This window comes from Ekhidna sp., from assembly GCF_965221965.1.
GTDB lineage: Bacteria > Bacteroidota > Bacteroidia > Cytophagales > Cyclobacteriaceae > Ekhidna.
Genome location: NZ_OZ244926.1, coordinates 686606 through 711039 on the forward strand (window position 1 = coordinate 686606; position 24434 = coordinate 711039).

Genomic DNA, 24434 nt, shown 5'->3' on the forward strand with positions numbered 1-24434 from the left:
TGATGGATCAATGAATCTGATAGGTGTCAGACTGAGGTGTGAATTTTATCAATCCATCATTTCTAATTTGGATAGCAAATACACTTTCTCTCGCTCATTTTTGGCTAAGAGAACAGCTCTTTCAAGTGCTGTTCTTGCATCTTCCATACTTCCCATTTTTTTCAGCATTTCACTCTTGATCGCATAGAAGAGGTAATACTCCTCAAAAAACTGTGTTGCTTCCAATCGTTCGATTTCTTTAAGACCAAGAAGTGGGCCATGTACTTTCTCCAGAGCCACCACCCGATTCAACTCCACAATGGGGGTAGGAGAGAGCTGAAGTTGAAGGTCATACAGTGAAAGGATATTTTTCCAGTCTGTTTCCTTAAAAGTGGCAGCCTGGCAATGGTTAGCGCTGATGGCTGCCTGAATCAGGTACTCATTCATTGACCCATTTTCTGAAGCATTATTCAGGTAATTCAGCCCTTGTTGAATCAATTGCTGATCCCACCTTGACCGATCCTGATCTTCCAGCGAAATCACATTCCCTTCTTCATCTACCCGAGCTGAAAATCGGGAAGCGTGAAAGTGCATGAGGGCCATTAGCGCATTCGTGGAGGGTGTGTCACAAATTTCACTCTCAAGCAACACCCCATTCAATCGAATAGCATCTTCACACAAATCCTGACGGATCAGGTTGTCTCCCTCAGCTGACTTGTACCCTTCATTGAAAAGGAGATAGATGATTTTAAGGACAATATCCAATCTTTTTTCGATTTCGTCAGCAGAAGGAAGGTTCAACTTTATTTCCTCTTTCTTGAATTTCTTCTTTGCCCTGGTATAGGCTTTGGCTACTGTTTCTTCTTTTTTCAGCAATGAGCTGGAGATTTCACGCACAGAAAGGCCACCCAGAATTTTCAGTGTCAAAATGATTTGGTATTCCTGACTGAGAGAAGGGTGGCAGCACGCAAACATCATCCGCACCATATCATCGTTGATTGATTCCAGAGATAGATCTTCCTTCATTCCTTCTGCTCTTTCCGGTACTTCCTGATTATTGGTTTTCTGATCTCTCCTCAGCTGATCAATCATCTTGTTTCGCGCCACACGCAAAATCCAACCGGTTGGATTATCAGGAATTTGTGAATAAGGCCAGGTTTGCATGGCTTTGATCAGAGACTCCTGAACACTATCCTCTGCCAGCTCCAAATTGGACGCACCAAACTTGCTGGTGAGGTACGATACCGCCTTACCATATTCCGTCCGGAAAAAGTGATCGACGAGCTGAGAGGTTTGCATATTGATGTGACGTCATTGCGAGCAAAGCGAAGCAATCTCATTTTTGAGATCACTTCAGCTCGTTCGTGATGATTTTATTAAATTAGAAATCAGTAATAATCTCCCTCACTTCGGTAGTCCCTCCAACTTCAAAAATTGGGCAGCCTTTGGAGAGCTCCACGGCATGATCCATGTCTCTGGCATCCAGATATACATAGCCGCCTACTACCTCTTTTCCTTCAGTAAAAGGTCCATCAGTAATGATCTCACCACCTTTACCGACTACTTTTCCTTCAGGTTGAAGCGGGTAACCTTCCGCTTTTACTTTTGCCATCCATTCTCCCCATAACTGCATATGGGCCTGAATTTGTTCTGGTGATTGATTTGTCCACTCTTCATCACCGCCCCGAAATACGTACAAATACTTTTTCATAGTTTTAGTTGTGTTTAGTTAAGATAAATATTTCCCCTAAGACGAAGTACATAATTGAGAATGGACAATGAGTGATTGATAATTAACTTTCCCCCTTTGGAGGGGGTTGGGGGAGGAGATAACTTTACATCATGAATCTTTCTGAAATGCTTGATATTGACCCGGAGTTGCTAAACTATGTGGTCATTCCCCTCTTCATCTTTTTTGCGCGTATCTGCGATGTATCGATCAATACGCTTCGCATCATTTTCATGCTCCACAGTCGCAAGTACATTGCGACGATTCTTGGATTCTTCGAGGCGGCTATTTGGTTATTGGCCATCAGTCAGATTTTTCAAAACATGGGAAGCTGGCAAACATTTCTGGCTTACGCTGGTGGCTATGCCATGGGAATTTTTGTTGGAATGATGATTGAGGAGCGTTTAGCGATTGGGAATGTTGTGGTGCGAGTGATTACGGCTAAACCTGCAGATGAGCTCATCGGATTTTTCAGAGAGAAACACATGCGATTCACCAGCCTTGAAGGTGAATCCGGTGACGGACCGGTAAACGTACTTTTTACGGTCATGAAGCGAGAGCGCTTGCCAGTGATCATAGAAGCAATTAAGAAGCATAATCCTCAGGCGCTCTATACAGTAGAAGGTGTAAAGAAAGTAGGTGACGGTGAGTTAGTGGACGATCGTGGCTTTTCGAGGAGGATTTTCAGGTTGGGGGGAAATAGATAGGGGAATTGTGGATACTTGGATTGAAGATTACCTTCTCCACACCACCTCCAAACTTCCTCCTTCCCAAATCACCGTGCTTGAGGTGGCTTCTTCTTTTCGCTTGATTTTGATCTTTGTCTTTTTCTTTCTGATGATTTCTTTCTTAAGTACTTTCCAGCCGTCTTTGTGGTAAACAGAGAGGTAGATAGAGGGCTTTTCTAACACTAGCTGGTGGCTGTTTTTATCCGCATCAATGATGGTGGATGAATCATTTTTATTTCTACTTAAAACCTGAGATGCATCAGGTACGCCGTACCCAATCCAGTTATTTGGTCGCTCAAGATTTCCGGATTTGATAATTATACGTTTAAGTTCTTCGGTTGTCAGTGTAGAGTCTTTTTCCAATAAGCATGCAGCCAACCCGGTAATAACTGGCGCAGTAAAGGATGTGCCGAGCGTCGAGTAGCAAGAAATTTCAGGTTTTACGTAATCCAGCCATTCAGGTCCTTTGGAGCTGTATTTCATCTCATCCCACACTTTGAATTTTGTAGCTCCTACCGTAAGTGCACTTTTGGCATCCCCCGGAGAGCCAACCACCTCCCATCTGTGATTGCCGTCATTGCCAGCAGCTACGATGAACAAGATTCCATACTCGTCAGAATATCGACCAACAGCTTGAGTGAGGATGGTGCTTTTTCCATCCATTTGTTCCGGTTGGTAGTTTTCCCGTTTATCGTTGAAGCCAAAATTGTATCCCAGTGAGATGTTGATGATTTTCACTCCTTCTTTAGCCATCCACTCAATCGCCTCGATGGCATATTTCTCCTCCTGTCTGCGCTCATAGCCTCCATGGTCGGTGCGAGCCAGATAAAAGATGGCACCTGTGGCCAATCCATATTGTACTTTCTTCTCTTGGCTGTATCCCGCAATCAGCTCCCAGACCTCCGTGCCGTGTGCATCATCAAAGCCAGCACTTCCCGAGTAGTGAGCAGCTTCCGGGTCGAGATAATCTTTATATCCGACTACCAGCCCACTTTCAAACAAATGCCTTAGTGATTCGCTTTTATCTGCACGCAAAAAACCTCCGTCGATGATCCCAACTTTAACACCCTTACCTGTGAGTCCTGCATCAATGATTGCCTGACCATTGATTTGCTCCAATGCAAAGCTTAATTGCTGCCCGAATAGCGGAGTAGAGAGAAAAAGAAATGCTAATTTTAGCCATCTCATCACCCAATCGATTTTATTAATCAGAACGAAGATAATCTATGAGATACGATCCAATTGATAATCAGTTATTTATTCAGAATCGGGAAAAGCTTGCCAAGCAAATGAAGCCACGATCCGTGGCGATCGTGCATGCCAACGATATTATGCCCACCAATGCAGATGGCACAATGAAGTTTATGCAAAACAGTAATCTGTTTTGGCTCACAGGGGTAGATCAGGAAGAGTCCATTGTATTGATTGCGCCTGATTTTCCGGATGAAAAGATGCGGGAAATTCTGTTTCTACGAGAGACAAATGAAGAAATTGCCGTTTGGGAAGGACATAAACTAACCAAAAACGAGGGCACACAGACTTCAGGGATTAAAAACATCAAATGGACCGCTGAATTTGAAAAAGCTTTTTACACGATTCTGGCAGAGTGTGATCATATCTATCTGGATAGCAATGAGCACATTCGTAATGCAAGCGAGGTAGAAACCCGCAACGCTCGCTTTGTAAAGGAATGCAGAGAAAAATATCCCCTGTATGAATATGAGCGGTTGTTTCCGATTCTTCAGGATTTGAGATGTATCAAGTCTCAGTTTGAAATTGATGTGATGCAGCAAGCCTGCAATATCACGGAAAAAGGGTTTAGGAGAATTTTAGAGTTTGTGAAGCCGGGAGTGATGGAGTATGAAGTGGAGGCGGAATACTTGCATGAGTTTGTGCGCAATCGCTCGAAGGGATTCGCTTACGAGCCGATCGTGGGTGGTGGGGCAAATTCTTGTGTACTCCATTACTTGGATAACAATCAAGAGCTGAAAGATGGTGATGTGCTATTGATGGATGTAGGGGCAGAGTATGGCAATTACAACTCGGATATGACGCGTACAATCCCCGTTAATGGAAGGTATACTGATCGCCAGCGAAAAGTGTATGATGCGGTTTTACGAGTGAAGAATGCAGCGACTGAATTGTTGAAGCCGGGAAATCGAATTCCTGAGTATCATGCAGAGGTGGGCAAATTGATGGAGAAGGAGCTTTTGGACTTAGGATTGCTGGACAAAACCGACATCAAGAATGAAGATCCGGACTGGCCAGCTTACAAAAAGTATTTTATGCATGGCACTTCACATCACATTGGACTGGATGTACACGATGTGGCCTCCATCTATAAAGTATTTGAGCCGGGAATGGTGTTTACTGTAGAACCGGGCATTTACATTCCTGAGGAAAATATCGGCTGTCGAATCGAGGATGATATAGTCATCACAGAGGATGGACATCACAATTTGATGAGAAATATTCCAATAGAGGCAGAGGAAATTGAGGAGATAATGAACGGTTAGACACCCACCTAACCTCCCTCAAGGGAGGAATTGGTAATGCATATGAGGTAGGATTGCCTAAAAATAAGATAATACCGTACAGAAAGGATTTGAAAGAGAAGGCTCGACAGCTTCGAAAGGACAGTACTTTATCAGAAGTACTATTATGGCAAGAAATAAGAAAAAGACAATTAGGTGTGCAGTTTCATCGTCAGGTTCCACTTTTAGATTATATCGTTGACTTTTACTGCCATGAACGATCTCTTGCAATCGAGATTAATGGATTAAGTCACGAGTGGAAGGTGAGTTATGATAATCGTCGATTGATGAGACTTAATGAGGAGGGAGTCACAGTTTTAGTTTTTGACGACCTTGATGTTAAAAAAGATATCAATTGGGTATTAAATCAAATTATAGAATACTTGCAAAAAGTTGCTCGATAATTGTCCCCTTGAGGGGACTATAGGGGTGTATTAAAAAAAATCATCATATGACTAGTACAAAATTCGATTCAGATAAAGCACCGGAACCGGTGGGGTTATACCCACATGCAAGAAAAGTTGGGAACCTTCTATTTCTATCAGGAGTGGGTCCACGTGAACGAGGAACAAAGAAAATTCCTGGAGTAGAACTGGATGAAAATGGAGAGATCATTAGTTATGATATTGCAGAGCAATGTCACTCTGTGTTCAAGAATGTTCGACTGATTTTGGAAGCATCAGGTTCAGGTTGGGAAGATCTGGTGGATGTTACCGTTTTTCTTACCAATATGAAAGATGATTTTAAAACGTACAATAAAATTTATGCTGAATACTTCAAAGACAATCAGCCATGTCGAACAACAGTGGAGATTAGTTCTCTTCCGACACCTATAGCTATTGAGTTGAAATGCATCGCAACAATCAAATAGAAAAGATGGAAGAAACTAATCTCGTATTGACAGAATCCGATAAAACCAATTTGTTAGAGGCAGTCAAGTGGGGAAAATTCCTTGCTATCATTGGGCTTATAATGAGCGGAATGGTTGTGCTGTTTGGCTTGATTATGATCGGGGGAGCAGGGGGCGCTTTTGATGAGGTTTACCCGGGAATTGGTGGAGGTGTTGGATTTATTTATATCCTCTTTTCGTTATTATATATATTCCCATCGCTGTATTTGCTGCGGTTTAGCACCCAGCTGAAAAGGGGTATTAATTCAAGCGATCAGGAAAGTTGTTCCGACGCATACAATAATCTAAGAAGGCTTTTCCTGTTTATGGGTGTTTTGACAATTGTAGTTCTTGCACTCTATGCATTGATCATACTTTTCGCTATTATGGGAAGCGTTATGGGGGGAATGCTATAATCTAACCCTGAATTACCTATTTTTGAGGCTTAATATTATTATGGAAAGATCATTAGAATACAATACACAGCGTGCACAGCTGAAATTGAGAGAGTACGGAAGGAATGTGCAAAATCTTGTTGCACATTTAAAAACAATAAAAGATCAGGAAGAGCGAAATAAAAAAGCAGCCACTTTGGTGGAGCTAATGAAACTGATCAATCCTGATTTAGGAAAGAACAATGAGAGTGATCAGAAAGTATGGGACGATTTGCATATCATTTCCAATTTTGAGTTGGACATAGAAGGCCCTTTTCCAAAACCTGATGCCTCTGTTTTAGATCGTAAGCCCGAGCGTTTACAGTATTACTCTAATGAGATCAAGTATCGCCATTATGGAAGAGGCGTGGAAATGTTGATTGATCAGGCAGTAGCCATGGAAGACCCAAAGGAGAAAGAGGGTGCAGTGGTAGCCATCGGCCGATTGATGAAAAGTTTCTTCCAGACATGGAACAAGGAAAGCATTGAAGACGAGCAAATCCTAAAAAATATCAAACGACTTTCCAATGATCAATTGGATATAGATATTGAGACTGTAAAGGAACTTGGATTGTTTGATTCAGAGAAAAAACACTCCAGCCGTAAAGGAGGAGGTCCAAGTAAAGGTCGACGTAACAATCAAGGCGGTAAAGGTCGTCGCAATAACAATCAGGGTGCAAGAGGTAACAACCGTCGAAGAAATTAATTCAATTTTTTGATTTGAAGATTTTTTGATTTGAAGATGGTTTCGATAGCTTAGTTGCCCAATCGGATAATTATAGAATCATCAAATTTTCAAATCAAAGATGTCATCTTTTCGGGTAGAAGGCGGTCACCAGCTTAATGGTGAAATCATTCCTCAGGGAGCTAAAAACGAGGCACTCCAGATTATCTCGGCAGTACTGCTTACTGATCAGGAGGTAGTCATCCATAAAATTCCTCAAATCCGTGATGTACTGAAGCTCATAGATTTGCTTCAGGATATGGGTGTGGAAGTCTCAAAAAATGGAGGTGAATCCTATACGTTTAAGGCTGCCAATGTAAATCTTGACTTTCTTGATACACTCGACTTTAAAGATAAAGCAGCTTCTCTAAGAGGATCTATTATGATCCTTGGTCCTTTACTGGCGCGATTTGGAACGGGAAAAATGCCAAAACCCGGAGGGGATAAAATTGGAAGAAGGCGATTGGATACTCATTTTGTGGGTTTTGAAAAGCTTGGTGCTAAATTCAACTACGACTCAAAAGCTTCATTCTATACGGTGGATGGTCGAAACCTAAAAGGAGCTTATATGCTTCTGGATGAGGCATCCGTGACAGGAACGGCCAACATCATTATGGCAGCTGTAATGGCTGAAGGTCTGACGACTATTTATAATGCGGCATGCGAACCATATATTCAACAGCTCTGTAAAATGTTGATCCGGATGGGGGCAAATATCGAGGGTGTTGGATCAAACCTGCTTCGGATTGAAGGAGTGAAATCTCTGAAAGGGACGGAACATACCTTGCTTCCGGATATGATTGAAGTGGGCAGTTTTATCGGGATGGCAGCTATGACCAATTCCGATCTCACTATTAAAGATGCGCGAATCAAGGAGCTTGGAATAATTCCTGACACATTTAAGCGTCTGGGTATAAAAATGGACTTTAATGGAGATGATATCCATATCCCAGCCCAGGAACATTATGAAATCGAATCCTATATTGACGGATCCATTCTGACTATAGCTGATGCAATATGGCCCGGATTAACTCCTGATTTACTGAGTGTGATTTTAGTTACAGCCACACAGGCACGAGGAACCGTGTTAATCCATCAAAAAATGTTTGAAAGCCGTTTGTTCTTCGTGGATAAATTGATTGACATGGGTGCTCAGATCATTCTATGTGATCCACATCGAGCCACTGTAATCGGCTTGGATCGGGCTTATCCTTTGCGTGCGATCACGATGACTTCACCCGACATTAGGGCTGGGGTTTCGCTTTTGATTGCAGCCATGTCGGCAGAGGGAGTGAGCATGATCCATAACATTGATCAGATTGACCGTGGATATCAGTTCATTGATGATCGGCTGAATGCCCTTGGAGCAAAGATTGAGCGGGTTAACTAATTGTTCGGATCCATATAGTTGGTTTCACTGAATTTATAGGCATTCGGACTATTCACCTGTATTTTATATCTCAAGCTTGCCCTGCAATTATCAGCTATTATATTGTAGTACATGTGCTTATGCCCGTAACTGCCGGGATAAAATGTGAGCGTGCTTTCACCAGCTTCGATTTCTATGATGTCTATGAAGCCATTGTTGTAAAAGTCTCTGATCACTAAATGGTACCCGCCTTTATATTTATATTCAGGATTGGCCCAACTAATTGATAACGAGGCTGTATCGCTATTAATGGTTACTAACCCTTTTTGATCAAGCTCAATTCTATCTATTTCATAATGCCTATCACTACCAGGTACCACAAGTGTTTTGTACTTGAATTTGCACATGATCATCCCCTTTCGTTTTAACTCTTTCGTGAGTGCAAGGTGTGTGTCGTACCACTTATTGTGACGTTTGCTTTGCTCGCCCACGATGTATCTACCCGGAGCAAGTTTCATGTGCATGGCAGACTCAACATCTAATGTGAGATACCCTTTTTCGGAAATTGAAATTGTATCGTTTTGCGATAGAAAGTCTCCCTTTCGAACTTTTTCTCTAGTATACATTCTTACTTTCTTTGCTTCCAGCACCTCGTATTGTGCCAGGACGCAAAAGGGGAAAACCAGGAGTATGATGATTATCTTTTTGATTTTGGGTTAAAAGTCTATCGTTATAACGAGATCAAGTCATCTTTATTTGTAAGCTGTACCCTGTTCTGCGATACCAAACCCTTCTTTAAGTACTTCAATCTTTTTTCTGCGATTGAAGAGGAGTGGATTGGTGTGATTCAAATGAATGAACTGAATCTTATTTTTCAAACTCCTGGATTCTCCACTCAAAAGCTGCATGGTTTCTGATACAAAAGGGTGGGGCACCTCATTGATGGGACGATTTGGAAGTTCACCAGCATCATAGAAGGTGGCATCCAGAAAGGCGTAATCAAGATTAGGGTCTTTAATCATTTCAACAATATCCCGATCCCATTTATGCCACTTGTCAATGTCGGGGATAAACAGGAAGCTATTTCTGTTGGTGATGATTTTGAAACCGGCTGTTTCAGAGAATTCATCCCGATGCGGGACCGTAAAAGCTTCAATCTTTATTCCTGGAGTCAGTTCAAACGGAAGGGTGCTTAGCGATATTGGTTCAATGTTGTTTAGTTCAACAAGCTGACTCCAAGGACCATTGGTTTTCAGAAAATCTATCATTTTTGGTAATGCGTACACTTTTATGTCTTTCGCGCCAAGTGCTTCTTTCCCTAAAAACATCAAGCCTGTGTAATGCCCGATGTGTGCATGTGTCACAAATATTCCAGCTGGTAAATACGGATAGTCACCATCGGTCAAGTCTCGAAAGTACTGAAGCTGTTTATCCATATCGGGTGTTGCTTCAAACAGCCACCACTGCCTGTTATCCGGATCGACAAGAGCTAACGATGTAATGTAGCGTGCATCATTACTGTTTCTATGGGCTTTCACGCATTCATTTTGACATCCGATATGTGGGAAGCCACCATCCTGAGCAACTCCTAATACAATAATGTGTTGCGATTTGACAGTAAAAAAAGTAAGGAGGAAAAGTGAGGAAATCAGGTGTTTCATTTGTATAAAACTAAAAAAAAGCCCCGCTAACCAGCAGGGCTTTATTGATTCATTTTAATGTTTTGAACATTAATCTCTTCGTTGGAGCTTTACACTTTCATTGATCCAGCATCCTACAGTAATGCTCTGACCTTCCTCCATTCCTTCATTAAAGATTTCTTCTATTGAAGGGAATTGTTCTTTTGAAGCTGCCATTTGCTTGCTATTGCCTGCTTTTTCATACATTTTATATGCGGCAAGAAACACCCCTCTATCCATTACAATGCTTTCGTCTCCTCTGCAATCTTCGTAGCTCGTGAAGTATAGGTTACCGATCAGATTGTAAGCTTCTGAGCTGCCGGGCTTAGCACTCAATGCTTCATAAGCCAATGTTCTCGATCGAGATTTATTTCCAAGCTTACTATTTGCAACAGCCTGGCCCATCAAAGCATCAAATTTTTCTGCATTTGATGTTGCCAATTTTTCTGCTTCTTCATGGTATTGAAGTCCTTTGTTTGTTTCGCCAAGTGCCAGGTACTTGTTACCAATAGCACTGGCAAGGATAAAAGAAGGTTGCTCCTTAAATACCGGCTCACTAGCCTCAAGGAAATACGGTTGATCTGTGCATTTTGCCTCTACTGAATATTTGAAGATCTTTTTAGCTGTATTTAAATCGTCAGGGTTTTCTCTGAACTTTGGAACCAGCTTCTCCTCAATAAACTCACAGCTCAAAATACCCGGTATTGAACTAAGCCAGGCATCTGTCTTCGCCTGTTCTTTCTCTAGTTTTTCAGAGTTCTCTCCATTTTTAAGTTTCTGATCGATGATGTCGGAAATTTGGGTATGGATGTCCAGCACTTTTTCGGCAGGCATTTTTTCCGGATTGATCTGGTGGAAATTCTTAGCCAGCAACATATAGGTGTTCAGATTAAACGTGGATATTTCCGGACCATTCATTTCGTATGCCTTTTCGTAAAGATCAGCAAGCATAGGATACTTGGAAGGGGTTTTGTAATAGAGTCTAAATGCTTCGTAAGCTTTTCGATCCATAGTCGCTGCGTCATTATCGAAATACTCAATTCGCTGATCATACATCCACAACAAAGAATCCTGAAGTCGCTCCTTCCTGGCTTTATCAGTGGTTTTCTTTATAACCTTTTCCAGACAGTCAACCCCCTGAATGTAGATAGAGGGGTTGAGGTTAGGGTTGTTTTTGTACAACCAGTTCAGTGGCTTCATCGCTTCTTCAAAATTGCTTTGAGCGATAAGTATCTTGTAGTAAGCCTGCTTTTCCATTGCCTGACTCTTCATATTGGGGTCATCGGGCCAGTTCCATCCGTCCTGGGCAATGGATAAAGTAGATATTAGCGCCATCAGCGCTACAAGTGTCGATTTAATCATGTCCTGAGAATTATATTTTGATTTGCCTTTCTATTTAGAATTATCCTGCGAAAACAATGCCATTTAGTCCTAATGTGATAGCCGTTAAAAATGTTTGCAAAATGAATAATTTTTTATGCCAATACGGGTGTCAATCACATTAGTTTTGTGTTAAATATCACCCAAATAAAACATACCGATGTTCAATTTTAAAGAAATAATCAGTGTTTCGCTTATTCTCTTCTCTGTTATCGATATTCTGGGAAGTGTACCTATCATCATTGATTTACGGAAAAAATTCGGTCATGTACAGTCAGAAAAGGCGACCATTGTTTCCGGTGTGATCATGGTTATTTTCCTCTATTTGGGTGAAAGTATTCTTAAACTGTTTGGCATTGACATTAATTCCTTTGCCGTGGCAGGGGCCATTGTTATGTTTATTTTAGGCATGGAAATGATTCTGGGAAGGCAGTTTTTTAAGTCGGATCCTGAAGAGATGAAAAGTGCTTCAGTTGTTCCCTTGGCTTTTCCATTGATAGCCGGAGCTGGCACCATGACTACCCTGGTTTCCTTAAAAGCTGAATTTTCTACATACAATATTCTGGTAGGAATTGTCGTCAACCTGATTTTCGTTTATGTGGTGCTAAAAACCTGCGGATGGTTGGAGCGTAAAATTGGAAAGGCAGGGTTTAACATCCTGAGAAAAGTATTTGGTATTGTATTACTTGCCATTTCTATTAAGATCTTCAAAAATCACCTGCTCGCATGATTACAATATTTACGGATGGTGCGGCAAAAGGGAATCCGGGCCCGGGTGGATATGGTACTATCTTAAGGTATGGGGATAAGGAAAAGGAGCTTTCCGATGGGTTTCGAATGACAACCAATAACCGCATGGAGCTGTTAGCTGTGATTGTTGGATTAGAAGCCATTAAAAAGCCGGGGTGGAAGGTGTTGGTTGTATCTGACAGTAAGTATGTTGTGGATGCGGTGACAAAGGGTTGGTTGAAAGGCTGGGTTGTAAAAGATTTTAAAGGGAAGAAGAATCGGGATCTCTGGGAACGATACCTGAAGGCTTCTGCACCTCATGATGTTCGCTTTAAGTGGGTGAAGGGTCATGCGGGTCATCCGGAGAACGAACGATGTGATCAACTGGCTGTAGAGGCTGCTGAACGAAAAAAATTGAAAGTAGATGCAGCTTTTGAGGCTGCAAGCTCGTAAAACGCTTATTTTAGTACCGGATTAGATTTCATAAATAATGAACTTCAATAAAGGCATCTTTTATTTTCTCTTCGCAGCGATCGTGATTGGTTCGATGGTTATCTATTTTAAAATCCAAAGGGATAAAAAAATGGAGAATCCTAATTTGACAGATTTAGCCACAGAGCCGGACTTACTGATGAATACCGCAGATCGGACTTTGCAGGACCATAAATCCTTGACGGCCATCAAGTTTTTGGAAGATGCCATTAAAATGATGAAACTATTGGAGGAGGATGGAGATAGCATCAGTACTCAGGCAATAGAAATTGCCATTTATGATTTGCAGACAGTAGAAAAGCATATTAAGGATGAGGACATCAATAATGATCTGATGTATGAAGCTTTTGCTGATGCAATGAACTCCCTTGCTTTTGCTTCACTAAGAGTATCTGAGCAGTTTGTTCGCGAGGGCAAAAAGGAGGAAGCACGAATTACCATTCATCATGCCATGGATCATCTACAAAATTCCATTCGTTTTGCGAGAGGACAGCAAAAGGAAGATGAAATCCGTATTGCCAGTCATCTGCAAAATCTTATAGACCAGCATTTGGAGAATGACATTTCAGAGATCGATATTGTGATGGCAGAGATTGACTCTGTAGTCAAGGCTCATGTCATAAAGTAGAGTTAATACAAAATCGGTTCAACTTCTCTTTCGGTGAATTTCAATCCTGTATTGGATAGTTCTTCAAGTACAGGCTCGTAAATTTCCTTTTTGGTGGGTACATGCACCCCGGTCAAGTCGATTTTACCTGTTAAGACCATTTTAGCAGCAATTGCCAACGGTAGGCCGACTGTTTTAGACATGGCAGTATTTATATTATCATCCCCCATTGCTACCATGCTTGACTCGACCTGACGAGGCTTTCCATTATCGATGAAATTGAATTTATGCCACATCACAATCATGTCTTTATCCTGAGGCTTGAGTGTCCACTTCTTCTTCAGGATGTGCTCCAGAATCTGGGCAGGAGTACCCTGATTAAGCCCAACCGGCTCATCATCAAACATACCCAGCCATTTGAGTTTGAACATAATGCCATTATCCAGATCCAGACTTAAATAGTGAGCCAGTTTTAGTTCAACAGAATCTTGTGGATTGTAAGACAAGAAGGAATTGATGAACTGCCTATGTGTCATTTCTGACACATTCTCCATTTGATACGTATCATCAGTCGCGCCTAATTGTACAAAGACATCCCAGGCAGCACAATAGCCAGGTCTTCTCAGTGTACCACGATAAAGTGTTTTGATTCCTCTTAAGTTATAAACATCAAGGTAGGCCAGAGAATCCCTGTTTGCATATCCCTCAAAGTATCCATGGTCGGGAATATAGATGGCTTCTGTTCTTCTGAATAATTTTTGATAGGGAATGTATTTGTATCGACCTTCCTGAATGAATTTACAGGTTCCCTGACCAGCTAACACGACATTTCTAGGATTCCAGGTAAACTTATATTTCCACGGGTTGTCACCTACTGATTCTTCTGCTACCAGTCCACCGGTAAAGGTTTCAAATCCTGTGAGCTCATGACCCTTCTCACGTAGTTCATTCAATACTTTCATCGCAGACATATGATCAATTCCCGGATCAAGTCCCATTTCCATGATCATCATCTTCCCTGCATTTTCAAACTGACCATTGAGCGTTTTGATTTCTTCTGTGAGGTAGGAAGCCGTTAAAAAGTGTTTTTTAAACTCTGCGCATTTTCTGGCAACATGAATGTGTAATGAGGCCGGTAGCATAGAGATGACCAAGTCATTCTCTTTTACTAGGTTGGTAAGTAGTTCAGCATCAAATACATCGAAAGGAACTGCTTTGGCCTGTTTGTTACCTTTTATCTTAGATTCTGCCAGTGCCACATCTTTTTCTGCAATAGTGACATGCCACTGTTCTTTTTCAGCGTTTTCTAACAAGTAATTGATAAGTGCAGTAGATGATTTGCCCGCACCAATGATCAGGATGTGTTGCATCCGGCAAATATGTGCTTATCGCAAATCTTTCGAAAAGACTAATTACTTTTTTTATTCACAATTGTGCTGCTGGCCTGATCTGTGGGTAGAATCAGGAGGTCTCCAATCATCACATGGGCAGGGCGACTCAGAACAAATTCAATGGTTTCTGCTACATCATGAGCAGTTAGAGGAGTATAATTCTGATAGACCTGCTTAGCACGGTCACTATCTCCTTTAAATCTTACTTTGCTAAACTCTGTTTCCACCAGTCCTGGGTCGATGGAGGTTACTTTAATCCCATGTTCGTTCAGATCAAGGCGCATGCCTTTTGTAAGTGCATCTACTGCATGCTTGGATGCGCAGTACACATTTCCTCGTGGATAAACTTCCAGTCCGGCAATCGAGCTAATGTTTACAATGTGACCCTTTTTTCGATCCACCATTTGAGGAAGAACGGCTTTACTCACGTAAAGAAGGCCTTTCACGTTGATATCCATCATGGCATCCCAGTCATCAGGGTTTCCCTCATGAATCAGATCCATGCCATGAGCATTTCCAGCATTGTTGATGAGAATATCAATTTGTTGCCAATCTTTCGGAAGAGAGGAAATCGCGTTAAAAACAGCTTTTTTATCTCTGACATCAAAAGACAGTATTTGCACATCCCCCTTAAGCTCATCTTTAAGCTTTCTTAGTCGATCTTCCCTTCTGCCACAAATGATCAATCGGTAATTGTTGCTTAGCAATCGAGCAGTAGCTTCTCCGATTCCGCTGGTTGCTCCTGTGATTAGCGCGATGGGTTGAGTCATTGTTTCAATCGTTTTCTTTGTCGAGATTCGATTCTGCTGTCTCGCTTTTTTGTCTTTCCAAGCTTACGTTTACCGCCCGGACCACCTTCAAAGGTCACGAATATGCCAAGATTCTGTGTGGTAAGTCGATCCAGCCCAATGCTGAAATCATTTGGATCATCTGTGAGCATATTTCTTAGCCCGTAGGAGTACCTGATTTCAGGTGAAAACTTAAAATAGGCAAAATACATATCCAGCCCCACGCCGACATCAATGGCCAAATTCCAGTTCCTCAACTCAAGTTTTTGTCCTACATCTTCCTCGTCTCCTTTTCCAGCCGCCTCGAAAGAAGGGTTAATTCCCGCCACCATATACATGGCCAGATTGCCTCTGCGTGCAGATTTGTATTTGAATAAAAGAGGAAGCTCCACCATTGTTGCATCTTTCAGCTCTCGCTGAGTGGTTCCATTAGTAAATCGATAGCTCAAATCATTCTCGTAGAAACCGACAGTGGGCAACATCCGAAAATCCAGGTACTTGGAAACCCTCATGTTAATTACGAATCCAAGCTTAAACCCTCCGAGATTTCCGGGTATGATGGAGTGGACTGTATCCATTGCCGGAGACGTAAAGTAATCCGAATAGCGAGTCATGTATTTTGAAGAATGGATTCCAATCAGGAAACCATAGTGAATCCACTGGTCCTCATAATGGATCAGGTTGTCAGTTGGGTTGTTTTGAGCGTGAGACGAATACCCCATTCCCAAAATAAGCAAACACGTAAGGGCTATTTTTCTCCCACGTAAATAGAGCTGATGCCTAAGGTTAATGGTTTGCATTTAGTCTTTTTATATCCTGTTTTCTCCAGAATCTTCAAAAAGTCATTTCCATATGGGAATTCATTTACAGACTCTGGTAAGTAGGTGTAAGCGGCATTGTCTTTCGATACCAGCTTTCCAATCTTCGGTAATATCCAACGAAAATAAAAATTATATAGCTGTTTGAATGGAAATACTGTTGGTTTTGAGAACTCAAGGATCACGGCTCGTCCACCAGGCCTCAAAACTCGATTCATTTCAGACAGTCCTTTTTCCAGGTTTTCGAAGTTTCTCACACCAAATGCAACGATCACAGCGTCAAAGCTATTGTCTTCAAAATGAAGGTTTTCTGAGTCTCCTGACTGCATATCGATGATATCCGAGTACCCTTTCTTCTTCATTTTTTCTCTCCCGACATTCAGCATGCCTTCTGAGATATCAACGCCCACCACTTTTTCCGGATTGAGTTTCAACGATTCAATGGCAAAATCTCCTGTACCCGTAGCTATGTCAAGAATTTTTCTTGGTTGGAGATCTTTGAGCATTTTGATGGCTTTCTTTCTCCATCGAATGTCTATTCCAAGGCTTAGAAAGTGATTTAGGAAATCATATTTGCCGGAGATGCTGTCAAACATTTCTGCTACCTGCTTCTTCTTCGCATCCGACTTATCTTTGTAAGGAAGTACCGTCATAATTGCCGCAATATTAGTGGATTAAACCCTTGTGAGGTTCAAATGTTAGCAGTTTCTTCTCCATGCAGATAAAATCAGCAGAATTTGTAAAAAGCAGCCCTGAAGTAAACGGGTGTCCTGAACCTACCATTCCGGAGTATGCCTTTATTGGACGGTCCAATGTGGGCAAATCAAGTCTGATTAATCTTTTGACGAGCAGAAAAAAGCTGGCAAAAACCTCATCCACTCCAGGTAAAACACAGCTTATTAATCACTTTTTAATTAACGACAATTGGTACCTGGTGGATTTGCCAGGGTATGGATGGGCTCAGACTAGCAAGACAAATAAGGCTGCATGGAAAAAGATGATCAATACCTACCTGGAGGAGCGGCAGAATCTGGCATGTGTGTTTGTGCTGGTGGATAGCCGACACGAACCTCAGAAGATTGATCTGGAGTTTATGGAATGGCTGGGTGAGGCAGGAATCCCATTCAGTATTGTTTTTACCAAAGTAGATAAGCTGGGAAAAAATCAGGTGCATTCCAATATTGCCACCTATAAGAAAGTCATGCGAAAAACATGGGAAGAGTTGCCTCCTACATTCATTACATCTTCGGCCGAAAGGGTGGGGGGTGAAGAAATTTTGGATTTTATTGATCGAATCAATGCAGAGATAGTGAGATAAGATATTTTTGCCACCTCAAAAAATAATTTATGGATTTTAGTGATATCGCGTCTGTTTCCGGAAAGGGAACCCTTTTTAAGATTATTCAACCAACCCGAACGGGAGTAATCCTGGAGAGCCTGGATGAGCACAAAAAGAAAATGGTAGCCACCATGCACAATAAGGTGAGCATTCTCTCTGAGATTTCTATTTATACCACAGATGCAGAAGGCGCTGTGCCGTTAGAAGATGTCATGAGAAAAATCCACAAAGAATTTGATGGAGATACTGATTTGGATAAAAACAGTAGCCCTGAAGAACTAAAAGCTTTTTTGAAGTTTGTGCTACCTGATTATGATGAGGGTCGGGTGTACGTATCGGACATCAAAAAGGTAGTGAGCTGGTACGACCAATTAGTGAAGCAAGCACCAGAGGTGCTGGTTGAGAAAAAGAAAGAAAAAAAAGAAACGAAGAAAGCTGCCAAGAAAGAGGAGGCAAAGGGTGAGTGAAGTAAAATACAAGTTTAGAGTCCGATGGGCTGACCTTGACCCTAATGGTCACATGCGTCACACAGCCTACAATGATTACTGTGCTCAGGCACGTTTGATGTATTTTGAAGATATCAATATGTCATTTGGTAAGCTTATTAAAATGGGAGTAGGACCAATACTTTTTAGAGAAGACACCCGGTTTTTTAAAGAAGTCCGTATGAACGAAGAGTTTGAAGTGGGTTTTACCATTTCCAAACTCCGAAAAGACGGTTCTAAATGGTCATTCAGGCATAACATCTACACGAATGACGGTAGCCTTTCAGCTAAAATCGATGTAGATGGAGCATGGCTCGACTTGAGTAAGCGCAGAACCACGGTTCCGCCTACCGAGTTAAGTGAACTGCTGCTCGATGCGGTAAAATCAGAAGATTTTGAATGGATTCCTGATAAGGCTAAGGCTTAAATTCATCAGGCACCTCACAATCTGATTTTCTTCGGGTGTCCACCAGGTGGAAGATTTTCCAGCCGTCTTCACGTTTGATCAGATGGAAAGCATCTACTCCGCAGTGTGAAAACTGATCATCGACATAAAACGCATAATCTACCCAGACGGAGGCAAGGTTGCCGTCAATCTCTACTTTCTCATTCCAAATGGGTTCGTTCCACACCTGGTCTTTTGGCTGACCTACAGCATCAATAAATCGCTGAAAATCTCCCGTAGCAAGCTGTGATTGATCTTCCTGGTTGATGAATGCAGTGAAGGTATTAGGACTTTCTACAAAGCTTTGTTTCAGCAATGTGCTGTCGTTCGTACGCATAGCTTCAAACACCTGATTGATCACCTGCATAATTTCACTTTTTTCGTCATTTTGTGAGTATGAAAGCAACGAGGCTGCACAGAAGAGCGTAATTAATATTTTTTTCATAGTAGGATTTTTCAAAGTCAAAAAAAATGACTGATCATTGCTTTAATCAGCATTTATTATGGATGAAGTTACGTTAGTAAGACGCAGTTATCAACTGATCAGAAAGGATTTAGGATTAGAGGAGCAATTGGAATTTGAGGAGGGGAATAATGAATTTGATCGGTTGGAGGATTTTCTGACTACACAGGTCGATTACCTTCTCGATCATGATTTAAACAGGCTCTTGAATGCACTTTATCGCATTGATATTCCCGAAAACAAAGTGAAAAACTTGCTTCAGCACTCAAAACAAGGAGAGATTGGCCGAAATGTAGCCAAAGCAATCATTGAACGTGAAAAGCAGAAAGTAATTACCCGACAGCAGTACCAGCCTTAATGAAAGAAGTAGCATGCTCTACCATTTTGGAAGAACCGATGTAGAGTGGTGATCGTTGATGAAAAGTGGTCGGCTGAATATCCAGAATTCTTTCTTTACCATTTGTGGCCACTCCCCCTGACTGTTCAGCGATGAAGGCCAGTGCATTGCACTCATAAAGTAATCTTAATTTGCCATCTGGTGCCTTTTTCGTATTCGGATAAAGGTAGATTCCTCCTTTCATCATATTTCTGTGAAAGTCAGCAACCAGTGAACCGATATAGCGAGCAGTCATCCCTTTTCTCTTGCAATCTTCCACGTACTCTCGCACCCACTCATCAAACGCATAATAATTACCCTCGTTGATGGAATAAATCTTACCGTCTTTAGGGCACTTCATCAGATTGTGAGAAAGAACAAATTCCCCGAGGCTAGGCTCCAGTGTAAATCCATGAACCCCCCGACCGGTCGTGTAAACGAGCATAGTGGATGAACCATAGAGGATATAGCCCGCAGCAACCTGTTCTGTACCTTTTTGTAGGATATCTTCTTCCTGAACAGGTCCTCCAACAGGAGAGATTCTTTTGTAAATGGAGAAAATCGTCCCGATTGAGACATTTACGTCAATATTGGAGCTACCATCTAATGGATCAATGGCGACCACATACCTGCAGTTGGGGTTTAGGTGAACAATCTCTTGCTCTTCCTCAGAAACCACTGCACACGTCATGCCTCCATTACGCAAAGCTCTTGTGAACCGGATATCAGCTACCACATCCAATTTTTGCTGATCTTCTCCCTGAACATTTTTCTCTCCAAATCCTCCTGTTATATCCAGAAGACCAGACTTGTTTACCTCCTTATTTACAATTTTTCCGGCAAGGGCAATATCTCTCAAAAGTTGAGACAGTTCTCCTGTGGCAGAGGAAAATTCATCCTCTTTTTGTTTAATAAAGCGGTCTAAGGTTGTTCCTATTGGTAGGCCAAGCTTACTTTTGTTCATCTGGGGTGTTTGTTCAGAATTTTATTTTGACTTTCGAACCACGAAATTAATTCATTCACTAGTTATAACGTTTGCATTATGCAGATTTTCAAGTTTGGAGGAGCCTCTGTTAAAGATGCTTCAGGCCTAAAAAATTTGGCTGAAATTGTATCTTCTTTCGATTCGGGGAAAGTGGTTGTGGTGGTATCAGCGATGGGAAAAACTACAAACAAACTTGAAGAGCTGGTCAAACAGGCACTGGCAGAAGAAGATTACAGTCAAACGTTGGATGAATTAAAGGATTATCATCATGGTATTGCCTTGGAGCTTTTGGGTGAACTGCCCGAGAGGTATGTTCAGTTTGAAAAGTCACTTGAAGACACCTTAAAAGACCTTAGCAAATACGAGCCAATGCTGGCGTATGATAAAGTGGTGCCACACGGGGAGTTGATGTCTACTTCAATTGTGGCAGCATTTCTGGAAAAGCAAATTTCATGTACGTGGTTTGATGCCAGGTCTGTAATTAGGACTGACCAGTATTTTACAGAAGCGAATGTGGATTGGGTTGTCACAGAAAAGCAGGTCATCCATTCTTTAAAGCCTGTGGCTGAACAGTCCGTGGTGGTGACTCAAGGATTCATAGGTTCTGACATGGAGGGCAACTCAACTACGCTGGGTAGAGAGGGATCAGATTACACCGGTGCAATCTTGGCCTACTGTCTAAATGCAGATGGTTTCACTGTGTGGAAGGATGTTCCGGGTATTTTAAATGCAGACCCAAGAATATTGGAGGGGACAGAACAGTACGAAAAACTGAGCTACAGGGAAGTGACCGAGATGACCTATTATGGAGCGCAGATCATTCACCCTAAAACCCTCAAGCCCATTGCTCAAAAAAGCATTCCTCTGATTGTTCGTTCTTTTCTGGATAGAGATAAAACAGGCACTACGATTGCAACAGATAATACAACCAAGATGATCCCATGCTTTGTTTTTAAGGGAAATCAGCTTTTGGTAACTGCTCAGGTAAAAGACCACAGCTTCATGGATGAGAAAAAGCTGGGCTTGATATTGCAGGTCTTGGATTTGCTAAACATCAAAATCAACCTGATGCAAAACTCTGCCCTGACATTCTCTTTTTGTATTGACAATAAGGAGTTTAAATCCAAGCGGATTAAAGAGCTATTGAACCGAGACTTTATTTTGTCATTCGAAAGCCCGTTAAATCTGGCTACCATAAAGAATTATACACCCGATTCTTTCAATAAACTTCCCTGGAACAGAACCGTGATCATGGAGCAAAAAACATCGAATAACTATCAGGTGCTTTATCGTTAGTAGAGTATAATTTTTTAGATGTCATTTCGAACGTAGTGAGAAATCTTTACCAATGGTTAATTAAGGAAAAGACTACAAGAGTCTCTAAGACTTTTGTAGTCTTTTAGTGATCTAAGAAAACCTTCTTAAGGTTTGAATGATACCGGAGAGGTATGAATTTCCAAAAAGATTGATGTGAACCAATAGCGGGTAAAGGTTGTGTATATCCACCCGTTCTTTGAATTCTGGCTCTAATGGATATTCCTGATTGTAGTAACTATAAAAATCAGGCGAAAAGCCACCAAAGAGCTGTGTGAATGCAAGCTCGGTTTCTCTATGACCATAATGTACGGCCGGATCAAAAATCGCAGCTTTTCCGTCATTATTTGTCATGAAATTACCACTCCAAAGGTCACCATGGAGGAGTGCAGGGGGTTCATCCGGGATAAGCTCTTCCAATCGATTAAATAGAATGTCAAACTGATGCTGAATGTTTGTGTCGATCAGGCCTTTAGATGCCCCAAGGTTGAGTGGTGGTTTTAGTCGTTCTTCAATAAAAAATGAATGCCAGCTTTTGTGTTGTGCATTAGACTGGGGTAGACTTCCAATATAGTTATCATGATCTAAACCAAAATGACTCCAGGTTACTTTATGCTGCCTGGCCATATTGCGACCAAAGCTTTCCCAGAACGTAGGCTTTTGAACTCCTTTTTCTATCCACTCTGTTAGGAGGTAAGACTTGTTATCAATTTCACCGTATGAGAGGGCTTTTGGCGAATGAACAGGAGAGTGGTTATTAAGGAGTTTTAGTCCCTTCTCCTCTGTTCGAAACATATCAATTATCTCTTTTTTATTCCATTTAATAAAAAAAAGCCCCTTATCGGTTTCTATCTTATAAGCATTGTTAATGCATCCTCCGGAAATGGTTTGAGATGATTTTACAGAGGTATTTAAGTTTTTAGAAATGATTTGATCAATGAAACCACTCATAGATCATGTTTTTCTTTTAGAAAGTTTAGAAACTCATCCAATGACCGATCCAGGATTTGATATACATTTTCGAATCCATTAGCTCCTCCAAAGTAGGGATCAGGAACGTCTTCACCTTTCCCCTTCGGATCAAAATCCCTCATCAGTATTAATTTAGAAGGGTTTTCTCCCATTTCCCTGATCATATTTTCCAGATTGGAGCGATCCATCGCAATGAGATAATCAAATTCTTCCTGATGATGTTTTTTGAATTGTTGTCCTTTGTGATAAATGAGGGTTTGGTGTTTCTGAGCTATTTCGATTGTTCTTGGATCTGGATTTTCTCCTATGTGATAATCTGACGTGCCAGCAGAATCAGCCATTAGTTTAACGCTTAGGCCTTCATTTTCGAGCTTTTTATTAAAAATAGCTTCCGCCAAAGGAGACCTGCAGATGTTGCCCAAACAAACAAATAAAATTTTTTTCATAAAGAGGGGTTACCTATTTCACTTTACGTGTATATATCTAATGCATAACACAAATTATTCATACACCTGTTTGACAAGTAAAAAAGAAAGTCCCGTTTTTGACGGGACTTTTCTTTTTTTATACAATCTTTATTTTTCTATCTGATGCTAAATCCTGCTCCCACAGTGAATGTATTGTATTTCTGTATTGAGTAATCTGCGTGTAGCGTTAGAATCAATAGTTTAATCTGAGCTCCTAGAGTCACTCGTGGTGAGCTACCCCCGCCAAAGGAAAGGTCGATTGGATCTTGTACAGTTTCGGTATTAATACCATCAGAATAAACAAATTCTCCATTTACTTTAAATGAACTGCCGGCTATATTATACCCTAATCCTACGTAAGGAGTAAATATGGCAAGTTTCTTGGATGCTAACACCTGAATTACTGTTGAGGAAGCCTTGAACTCAGCCGTTCCATCAGCCGCATAGGTATACCCGTTCGAATCTGTAGATGATTCATCAATATCAAATTCAGCTTTTAGGCTAGTATGCCCAACGAAAGCGGATATATCCATTGGAACTAACTTTAATCCTGGAATCCATTGCTTTACGTCATGAAGCACGCCTACCCCCCACATATTAAAGCTTAACTCATCGGTTTCTATTGAGGGTACAAATCTTATTTTCAAATCAGTGTTTTTGACAAGACCTATTCCCAGGTGGAAAGTAGGTACAGGGAACCCAGCAATCGGTAAATCCTCTGTATCATATCCTTCAGCAGCAGGAAAGGGATCCGATTCATTTGTGAAATTGATTGAACCAATATTCGCATTTCCTTTCACTACTAGCTCTTGATCCGTAGGACCGCCAACTGCTGTTGGCAATGTAGCCTCAGACCCGGTTCGTAATTGTAAATTGCTAAAATCAGCATTTCTGAATTGCCATTGTTTATCACCATCCGGGATATTGGCAATATTAGCTGAAACAGTTAAATCAAACCCTAATAACTTGTGGGTCTTTGCTGTATTTACCCAACCCCCACTAAGGCCATTGTTAAATGACATCATGATAGGGTCAATGTAACTTTCAAGGTATTGTTCCGCGTCCTCCGGACCAGCTCTAAATACTTCGCCAAAGTCCTGCGCCTTTGTGGTATGACTGATTGTGAAGCAGCCAAGCAATAGTAGCATTAAAATCTTAGTAGTAATGTTCTTCATTGTGATCGTGTTTGGTTCTGACTTATTAAAGATAAATCATTCATTAATAATGCAATTAACCAAGATTTCAGCACTTTTTTGATTTACAACTCAAGGTATTTTCATTCATTGGTCGAAATTTTTGGTGAAAAATAGAATCTAAC

The 24434-nt window shown here is 41.3% G+C and carries 30 protein-coding genes; 15 read left to right on the plus strand and 15 right to left on the minus strand.

The genetic code is table 11. The features are described from left to right. Positions 1-48: 48 nt before the first annotated feature. Both ACOQON_RS03425 and ACOQON_RS03430 read right to left on the minus strand, forming a co-directional pair. Positions 49-1278, minus strand: coding sequence for an RNA polymerase sigma factor (locus ACOQON_RS03425; protein ID WP_420577521.1), 1230 nt, complete (start codon positions 1276-1278; stop codon positions 49-51). 82 nt (positions 1279-1360) lie between these two features. Then, complete coding sequence (locus tag ACOQON_RS03430) at positions 1361-1690, minus strand: YciI family protein (protein WP_420577522.1); 330 nt, start codon at positions 1688-1690, stop codon at positions 1361-1363. A 131-nt stretch (positions 1691-1821) separates the two neighbouring features. Between ACOQON_RS03430 and ACOQON_RS03435 the strand changes: the two genes are divergently transcribed. Next, a complete protein-coding gene (locus ACOQON_RS03435) occupies positions 1822-2415 on the plus strand; it encodes a DUF2179 domain-containing protein (protein ID WP_420577523.1) in 594 nt (197 codons plus the stop codon). A gap of 27 nt (positions 2416-2442) precedes the next feature. Here ACOQON_RS03435 and ACOQON_RS03440 read toward each other — a convergent pair whose 3' ends face one another. Then, complete coding sequence (locus tag ACOQON_RS03440; protein ID WP_420577524.1) at positions 2443-3624, minus strand: S8 family serine peptidase; 1182 nt, start codon at positions 3622-3624, stop codon at positions 2443-2445. 38 nt (positions 3625-3662) lie between these two features. On the opposite strand from ACOQON_RS03440, the gene ACOQON_RS03445 reads away from it, so the two are divergent. From ACOQON_RS03445 to murA, 6 genes are all read left to right on the plus strand, one after another. Then, positions 3663-4952, plus strand: a complete 1290-nt coding sequence (locus ACOQON_RS03445) for an aminopeptidase P family protein (protein ID WP_420577525.1) — start codon at positions 3663-3665, stop codon at positions 4950-4952. Between the two features lie 89 nt (positions 4953-5041). Beyond that, a complete protein-coding gene (locus ACOQON_RS03450) occupies positions 5042-5374 on the plus strand; it encodes an endonuclease domain-containing protein (RefSeq protein WP_420577526.1) in 333 nt (110 codons plus the stop codon). 47 nt (positions 5375-5421) lie between these two features. Next, positions 5422-5841 carry a RidA family protein gene (locus tag ACOQON_RS03455; RefSeq protein WP_420577527.1) on the plus strand — a complete coding sequence of 140 codons (420 nt, stop codon included), beginning with the start codon at positions 5422-5424 and terminating at the stop codon, positions 5839-5841. Between the two features lie 5 nt (positions 5842-5846). After that, positions 5847-6275, plus strand: coding sequence for a DUF5362 family protein (locus ACOQON_RS03460; RefSeq protein WP_420577528.1), 429 nt, complete (start codon positions 5847-5849; stop codon positions 6273-6275). Between the two features lie 40 nt (positions 6276-6315). Continuing rightward, the gene (locus tag ACOQON_RS03465) at positions 6316-6999 is read left to right on the plus strand and encodes a DUF4290 domain-containing protein (RefSeq protein ID WP_420577529.1); all 684 of its coding nucleotides are present in this window, start codon (positions 6316-6318) and stop codon (positions 6997-6999) included. A 100-nt stretch (positions 7000-7099) separates the two neighbouring features. Further along, positions 7100-8407, plus strand: coding sequence for a UDP-N-acetylglucosamine 1-carboxyvinyltransferase (gene murA, locus ACOQON_RS03470; RefSeq protein WP_420577530.1), 1308 nt, complete (start codon positions 7100-7102; stop codon positions 8405-8407). On the opposite strand, the gene ACOQON_RS03475 is transcribed toward murA, so the two are convergent. The 3 genes from ACOQON_RS03475 to ACOQON_RS03485 all read right to left on the minus strand — a co-directional run bounded on the left by ACOQON_RS03475 (position 8404) and on the right by ACOQON_RS03485 (position 11427). Continuing rightward, positions 8404-9012: a hypothetical protein gene (locus ACOQON_RS03475; protein ID WP_420577531.1), complete on the minus strand. Its 609-nt coding sequence runs from the start codon at positions 9010-9012 to the stop codon at positions 8404-8406. The genes murA and ACOQON_RS03475 overlap by 4 nt on opposite strands. A gap of 126 nt (positions 9013-9138) precedes the next feature. Next, positions 9139-10047: an MBL fold metallo-hydrolase gene (locus ACOQON_RS03480; RefSeq protein WP_420577532.1), complete on the minus strand. Its 909-nt coding sequence runs from the start codon at positions 10045-10047 to the stop codon at positions 9139-9141. Positions 10048-10116: 69 nt separating this feature from the next. Beyond that, entirely contained in the window at positions 10117-11427 is a 1311-nt protein-coding gene (locus tag ACOQON_RS03485) for a hypothetical protein (RefSeq protein ID WP_420577533.1), read from the minus strand. 178 nt (positions 11428-11605) lie between these two features. Here ACOQON_RS03485 and ACOQON_RS03490 point away from each other — a divergent pair, with 178 nt between their 5' ends. Genes ACOQON_RS03490 through ACOQON_RS03500 form a run of 3 tightly spaced genes read left to right on the plus strand, consistent with a single transcriptional unit; the run spans position 11606 to position 13294 of the window. Then, a complete protein-coding gene (locus tag ACOQON_RS03490) occupies positions 11606-12175 on the plus strand; it encodes a MarC family protein (RefSeq protein WP_420577534.1) in 570 nt (189 codons plus the stop codon). After that, a complete protein-coding gene (rnhA, locus tag ACOQON_RS03495) occupies positions 12172-12627 on the plus strand; it encodes a ribonuclease HI (RefSeq protein WP_420577535.1) in 456 nt (151 codons plus the stop codon). The genes ACOQON_RS03490 and rnhA overlap by 4 nt, the downstream gene beginning before the upstream one ends. A gap of 37 nt (positions 12628-12664) precedes the next feature. Next, entirely contained in the window at positions 12665-13294 is a 630-nt protein-coding gene (locus ACOQON_RS03500; RefSeq protein ID WP_420577536.1) for a hypothetical protein, read from the plus strand. Between the two features lie 2 nt (positions 13295-13296). Here the strand turns inward: ACOQON_RS03500 and ACOQON_RS03505 are convergent, their stop codons facing one another. From ACOQON_RS03505 to ubiE, 4 genes are read right to left on the minus strand one after another with little or no spacing between them, the layout of a single operon-like run. After that, on the minus strand, positions 13297-14643 hold the full coding sequence (locus ACOQON_RS03505; protein WP_420577537.1) for a saccharopine dehydrogenase C-terminal domain-containing protein: 1347 nt from the start codon (positions 14641-14643) through the stop codon (positions 13297-13299). A gap of 38 nt (positions 14644-14681) precedes the next feature. Then, positions 14682-15434 carry an SDR family NAD(P)-dependent oxidoreductase gene (locus ACOQON_RS03510; RefSeq protein ID WP_420577538.1) on the minus strand — a complete coding sequence of 251 codons (753 nt, stop codon included), beginning with the start codon at positions 15432-15434 and terminating at the stop codon, positions 14682-14684. Beyond that, positions 15431-16252, minus strand: a complete 822-nt coding sequence (locus ACOQON_RS03515; RefSeq protein ID WP_420577539.1) for a porin family protein — start codon at positions 16250-16252, stop codon at positions 15431-15433. The genes ACOQON_RS03510 and ACOQON_RS03515 overlap by 4 nt, the downstream gene beginning before the upstream one ends. Beyond that, positions 16201-16923, minus strand: coding sequence for a bifunctional demethylmenaquinone methyltransferase/2-methoxy-6-polyprenyl-1,4-benzoquinol methylase UbiE (gene ubiE, locus ACOQON_RS03520; protein ID WP_420577540.1), 723 nt, complete (start codon positions 16921-16923; stop codon positions 16201-16203). Before ubiE ends, ACOQON_RS03515 begins: the two co-directional genes overlap by 52 nt. Positions 16924-16985: 62 nt before the next feature. Between ubiE and yihA the strand changes: the two genes are divergently transcribed. From yihA to ACOQON_RS03535, 3 genes are read left to right on the plus strand one after another with little or no spacing between them, the layout of a single operon-like run. Beyond that, positions 16986-17588 carry a ribosome biogenesis GTP-binding protein YihA/YsxC gene (yihA, locus tag ACOQON_RS03525; protein WP_420577541.1) on the plus strand — a complete coding sequence of 201 codons (603 nt, stop codon included), beginning with the start codon at positions 16986-16988 and terminating at the stop codon, positions 17586-17588. Between the two features lie 29 nt (positions 17589-17617). Further along, complete coding sequence (locus ACOQON_RS03530) at positions 17618-18076, plus strand: DUF5606 domain-containing protein (protein ID WP_420577542.1); 459 nt, start codon at positions 17618-17620, stop codon at positions 18074-18076. Then, on the plus strand, positions 18069-18521 hold the full coding sequence (locus tag ACOQON_RS03535) for an acyl-CoA thioesterase (protein ID WP_420577543.1): 453 nt from the start codon (positions 18069-18071) through the stop codon (positions 18519-18521). The genes ACOQON_RS03530 and ACOQON_RS03535 overlap by 8 nt, the downstream gene beginning before the upstream one ends. On the opposite strand, the gene ACOQON_RS03540 is transcribed toward ACOQON_RS03535, so the two are convergent. Further along, positions 18511-18984: a nuclear transport factor 2 family protein gene (locus ACOQON_RS03540; RefSeq protein WP_420577544.1), complete on the minus strand. Its 474-nt coding sequence runs from the start codon at positions 18982-18984 to the stop codon at positions 18511-18513. The two genes, ACOQON_RS03535 and ACOQON_RS03540, sit on opposite strands and share 11 nt — an antisense overlap. Before the next feature lie 58 nt (positions 18985-19042). Between ACOQON_RS03540 and ACOQON_RS03545 the strand changes: the two genes are divergently transcribed. Then, positions 19043-19360: a hypothetical protein gene (locus tag ACOQON_RS03545; RefSeq protein ID WP_420577545.1), complete on the plus strand. Its 318-nt coding sequence runs from the start codon at positions 19043-19045 to the stop codon at positions 19358-19360. Here the strand turns inward: ACOQON_RS03545 and fbp are convergent. Beyond that, entirely contained in the window at positions 19335-20342 is a 1008-nt protein-coding gene (gene fbp / locus ACOQON_RS03550) for a class 1 fructose-bisphosphatase (RefSeq protein ID WP_420577546.1), read from the minus strand. The genes ACOQON_RS03545 and fbp overlap by 26 nt on opposite strands. 78 nt (positions 20343-20420) lie before the next feature. On the opposite strand from fbp, the gene ACOQON_RS03555 reads away from it, so the two are divergent. Continuing rightward, positions 20421-21659: an aspartate kinase gene (locus tag ACOQON_RS03555; RefSeq protein WP_420577547.1), complete on the plus strand. Its 1239-nt coding sequence runs from the start codon at positions 20421-20423 to the stop codon at positions 21657-21659. 111 nt (positions 21660-21770) lie between these two features. Here ACOQON_RS03555 and ACOQON_RS03560 read toward each other — a convergent pair whose 3' ends face one another. The 3 genes from ACOQON_RS03560 to ACOQON_RS03570 form a co-directional block, all read right to left on the minus strand. Continuing rightward, entirely contained in the window at positions 21771-22628 is an 858-nt protein-coding gene (locus ACOQON_RS03560; protein WP_420577548.1) for a fructosamine kinase family protein, read from the minus strand. Continuing rightward, on the minus strand, positions 22625-23095 hold the full coding sequence (locus tag ACOQON_RS03565; RefSeq protein WP_420577549.1) for a low molecular weight protein-tyrosine-phosphatase: 471 nt from the start codon (positions 23093-23095) through the stop codon (positions 22625-22627). Before ACOQON_RS03565 ends, ACOQON_RS03560 begins: the two co-directional genes overlap by 4 nt. Positions 23096-23232: 137 nt before the next feature. After that, complete coding sequence (locus ACOQON_RS03570; RefSeq protein WP_420577550.1) at positions 23233-24291, minus strand: DUF6588 family protein; 1059 nt, start codon at positions 24289-24291, stop codon at positions 23233-23235. Positions 24292-24434 lie beyond the last annotated feature (143 nt).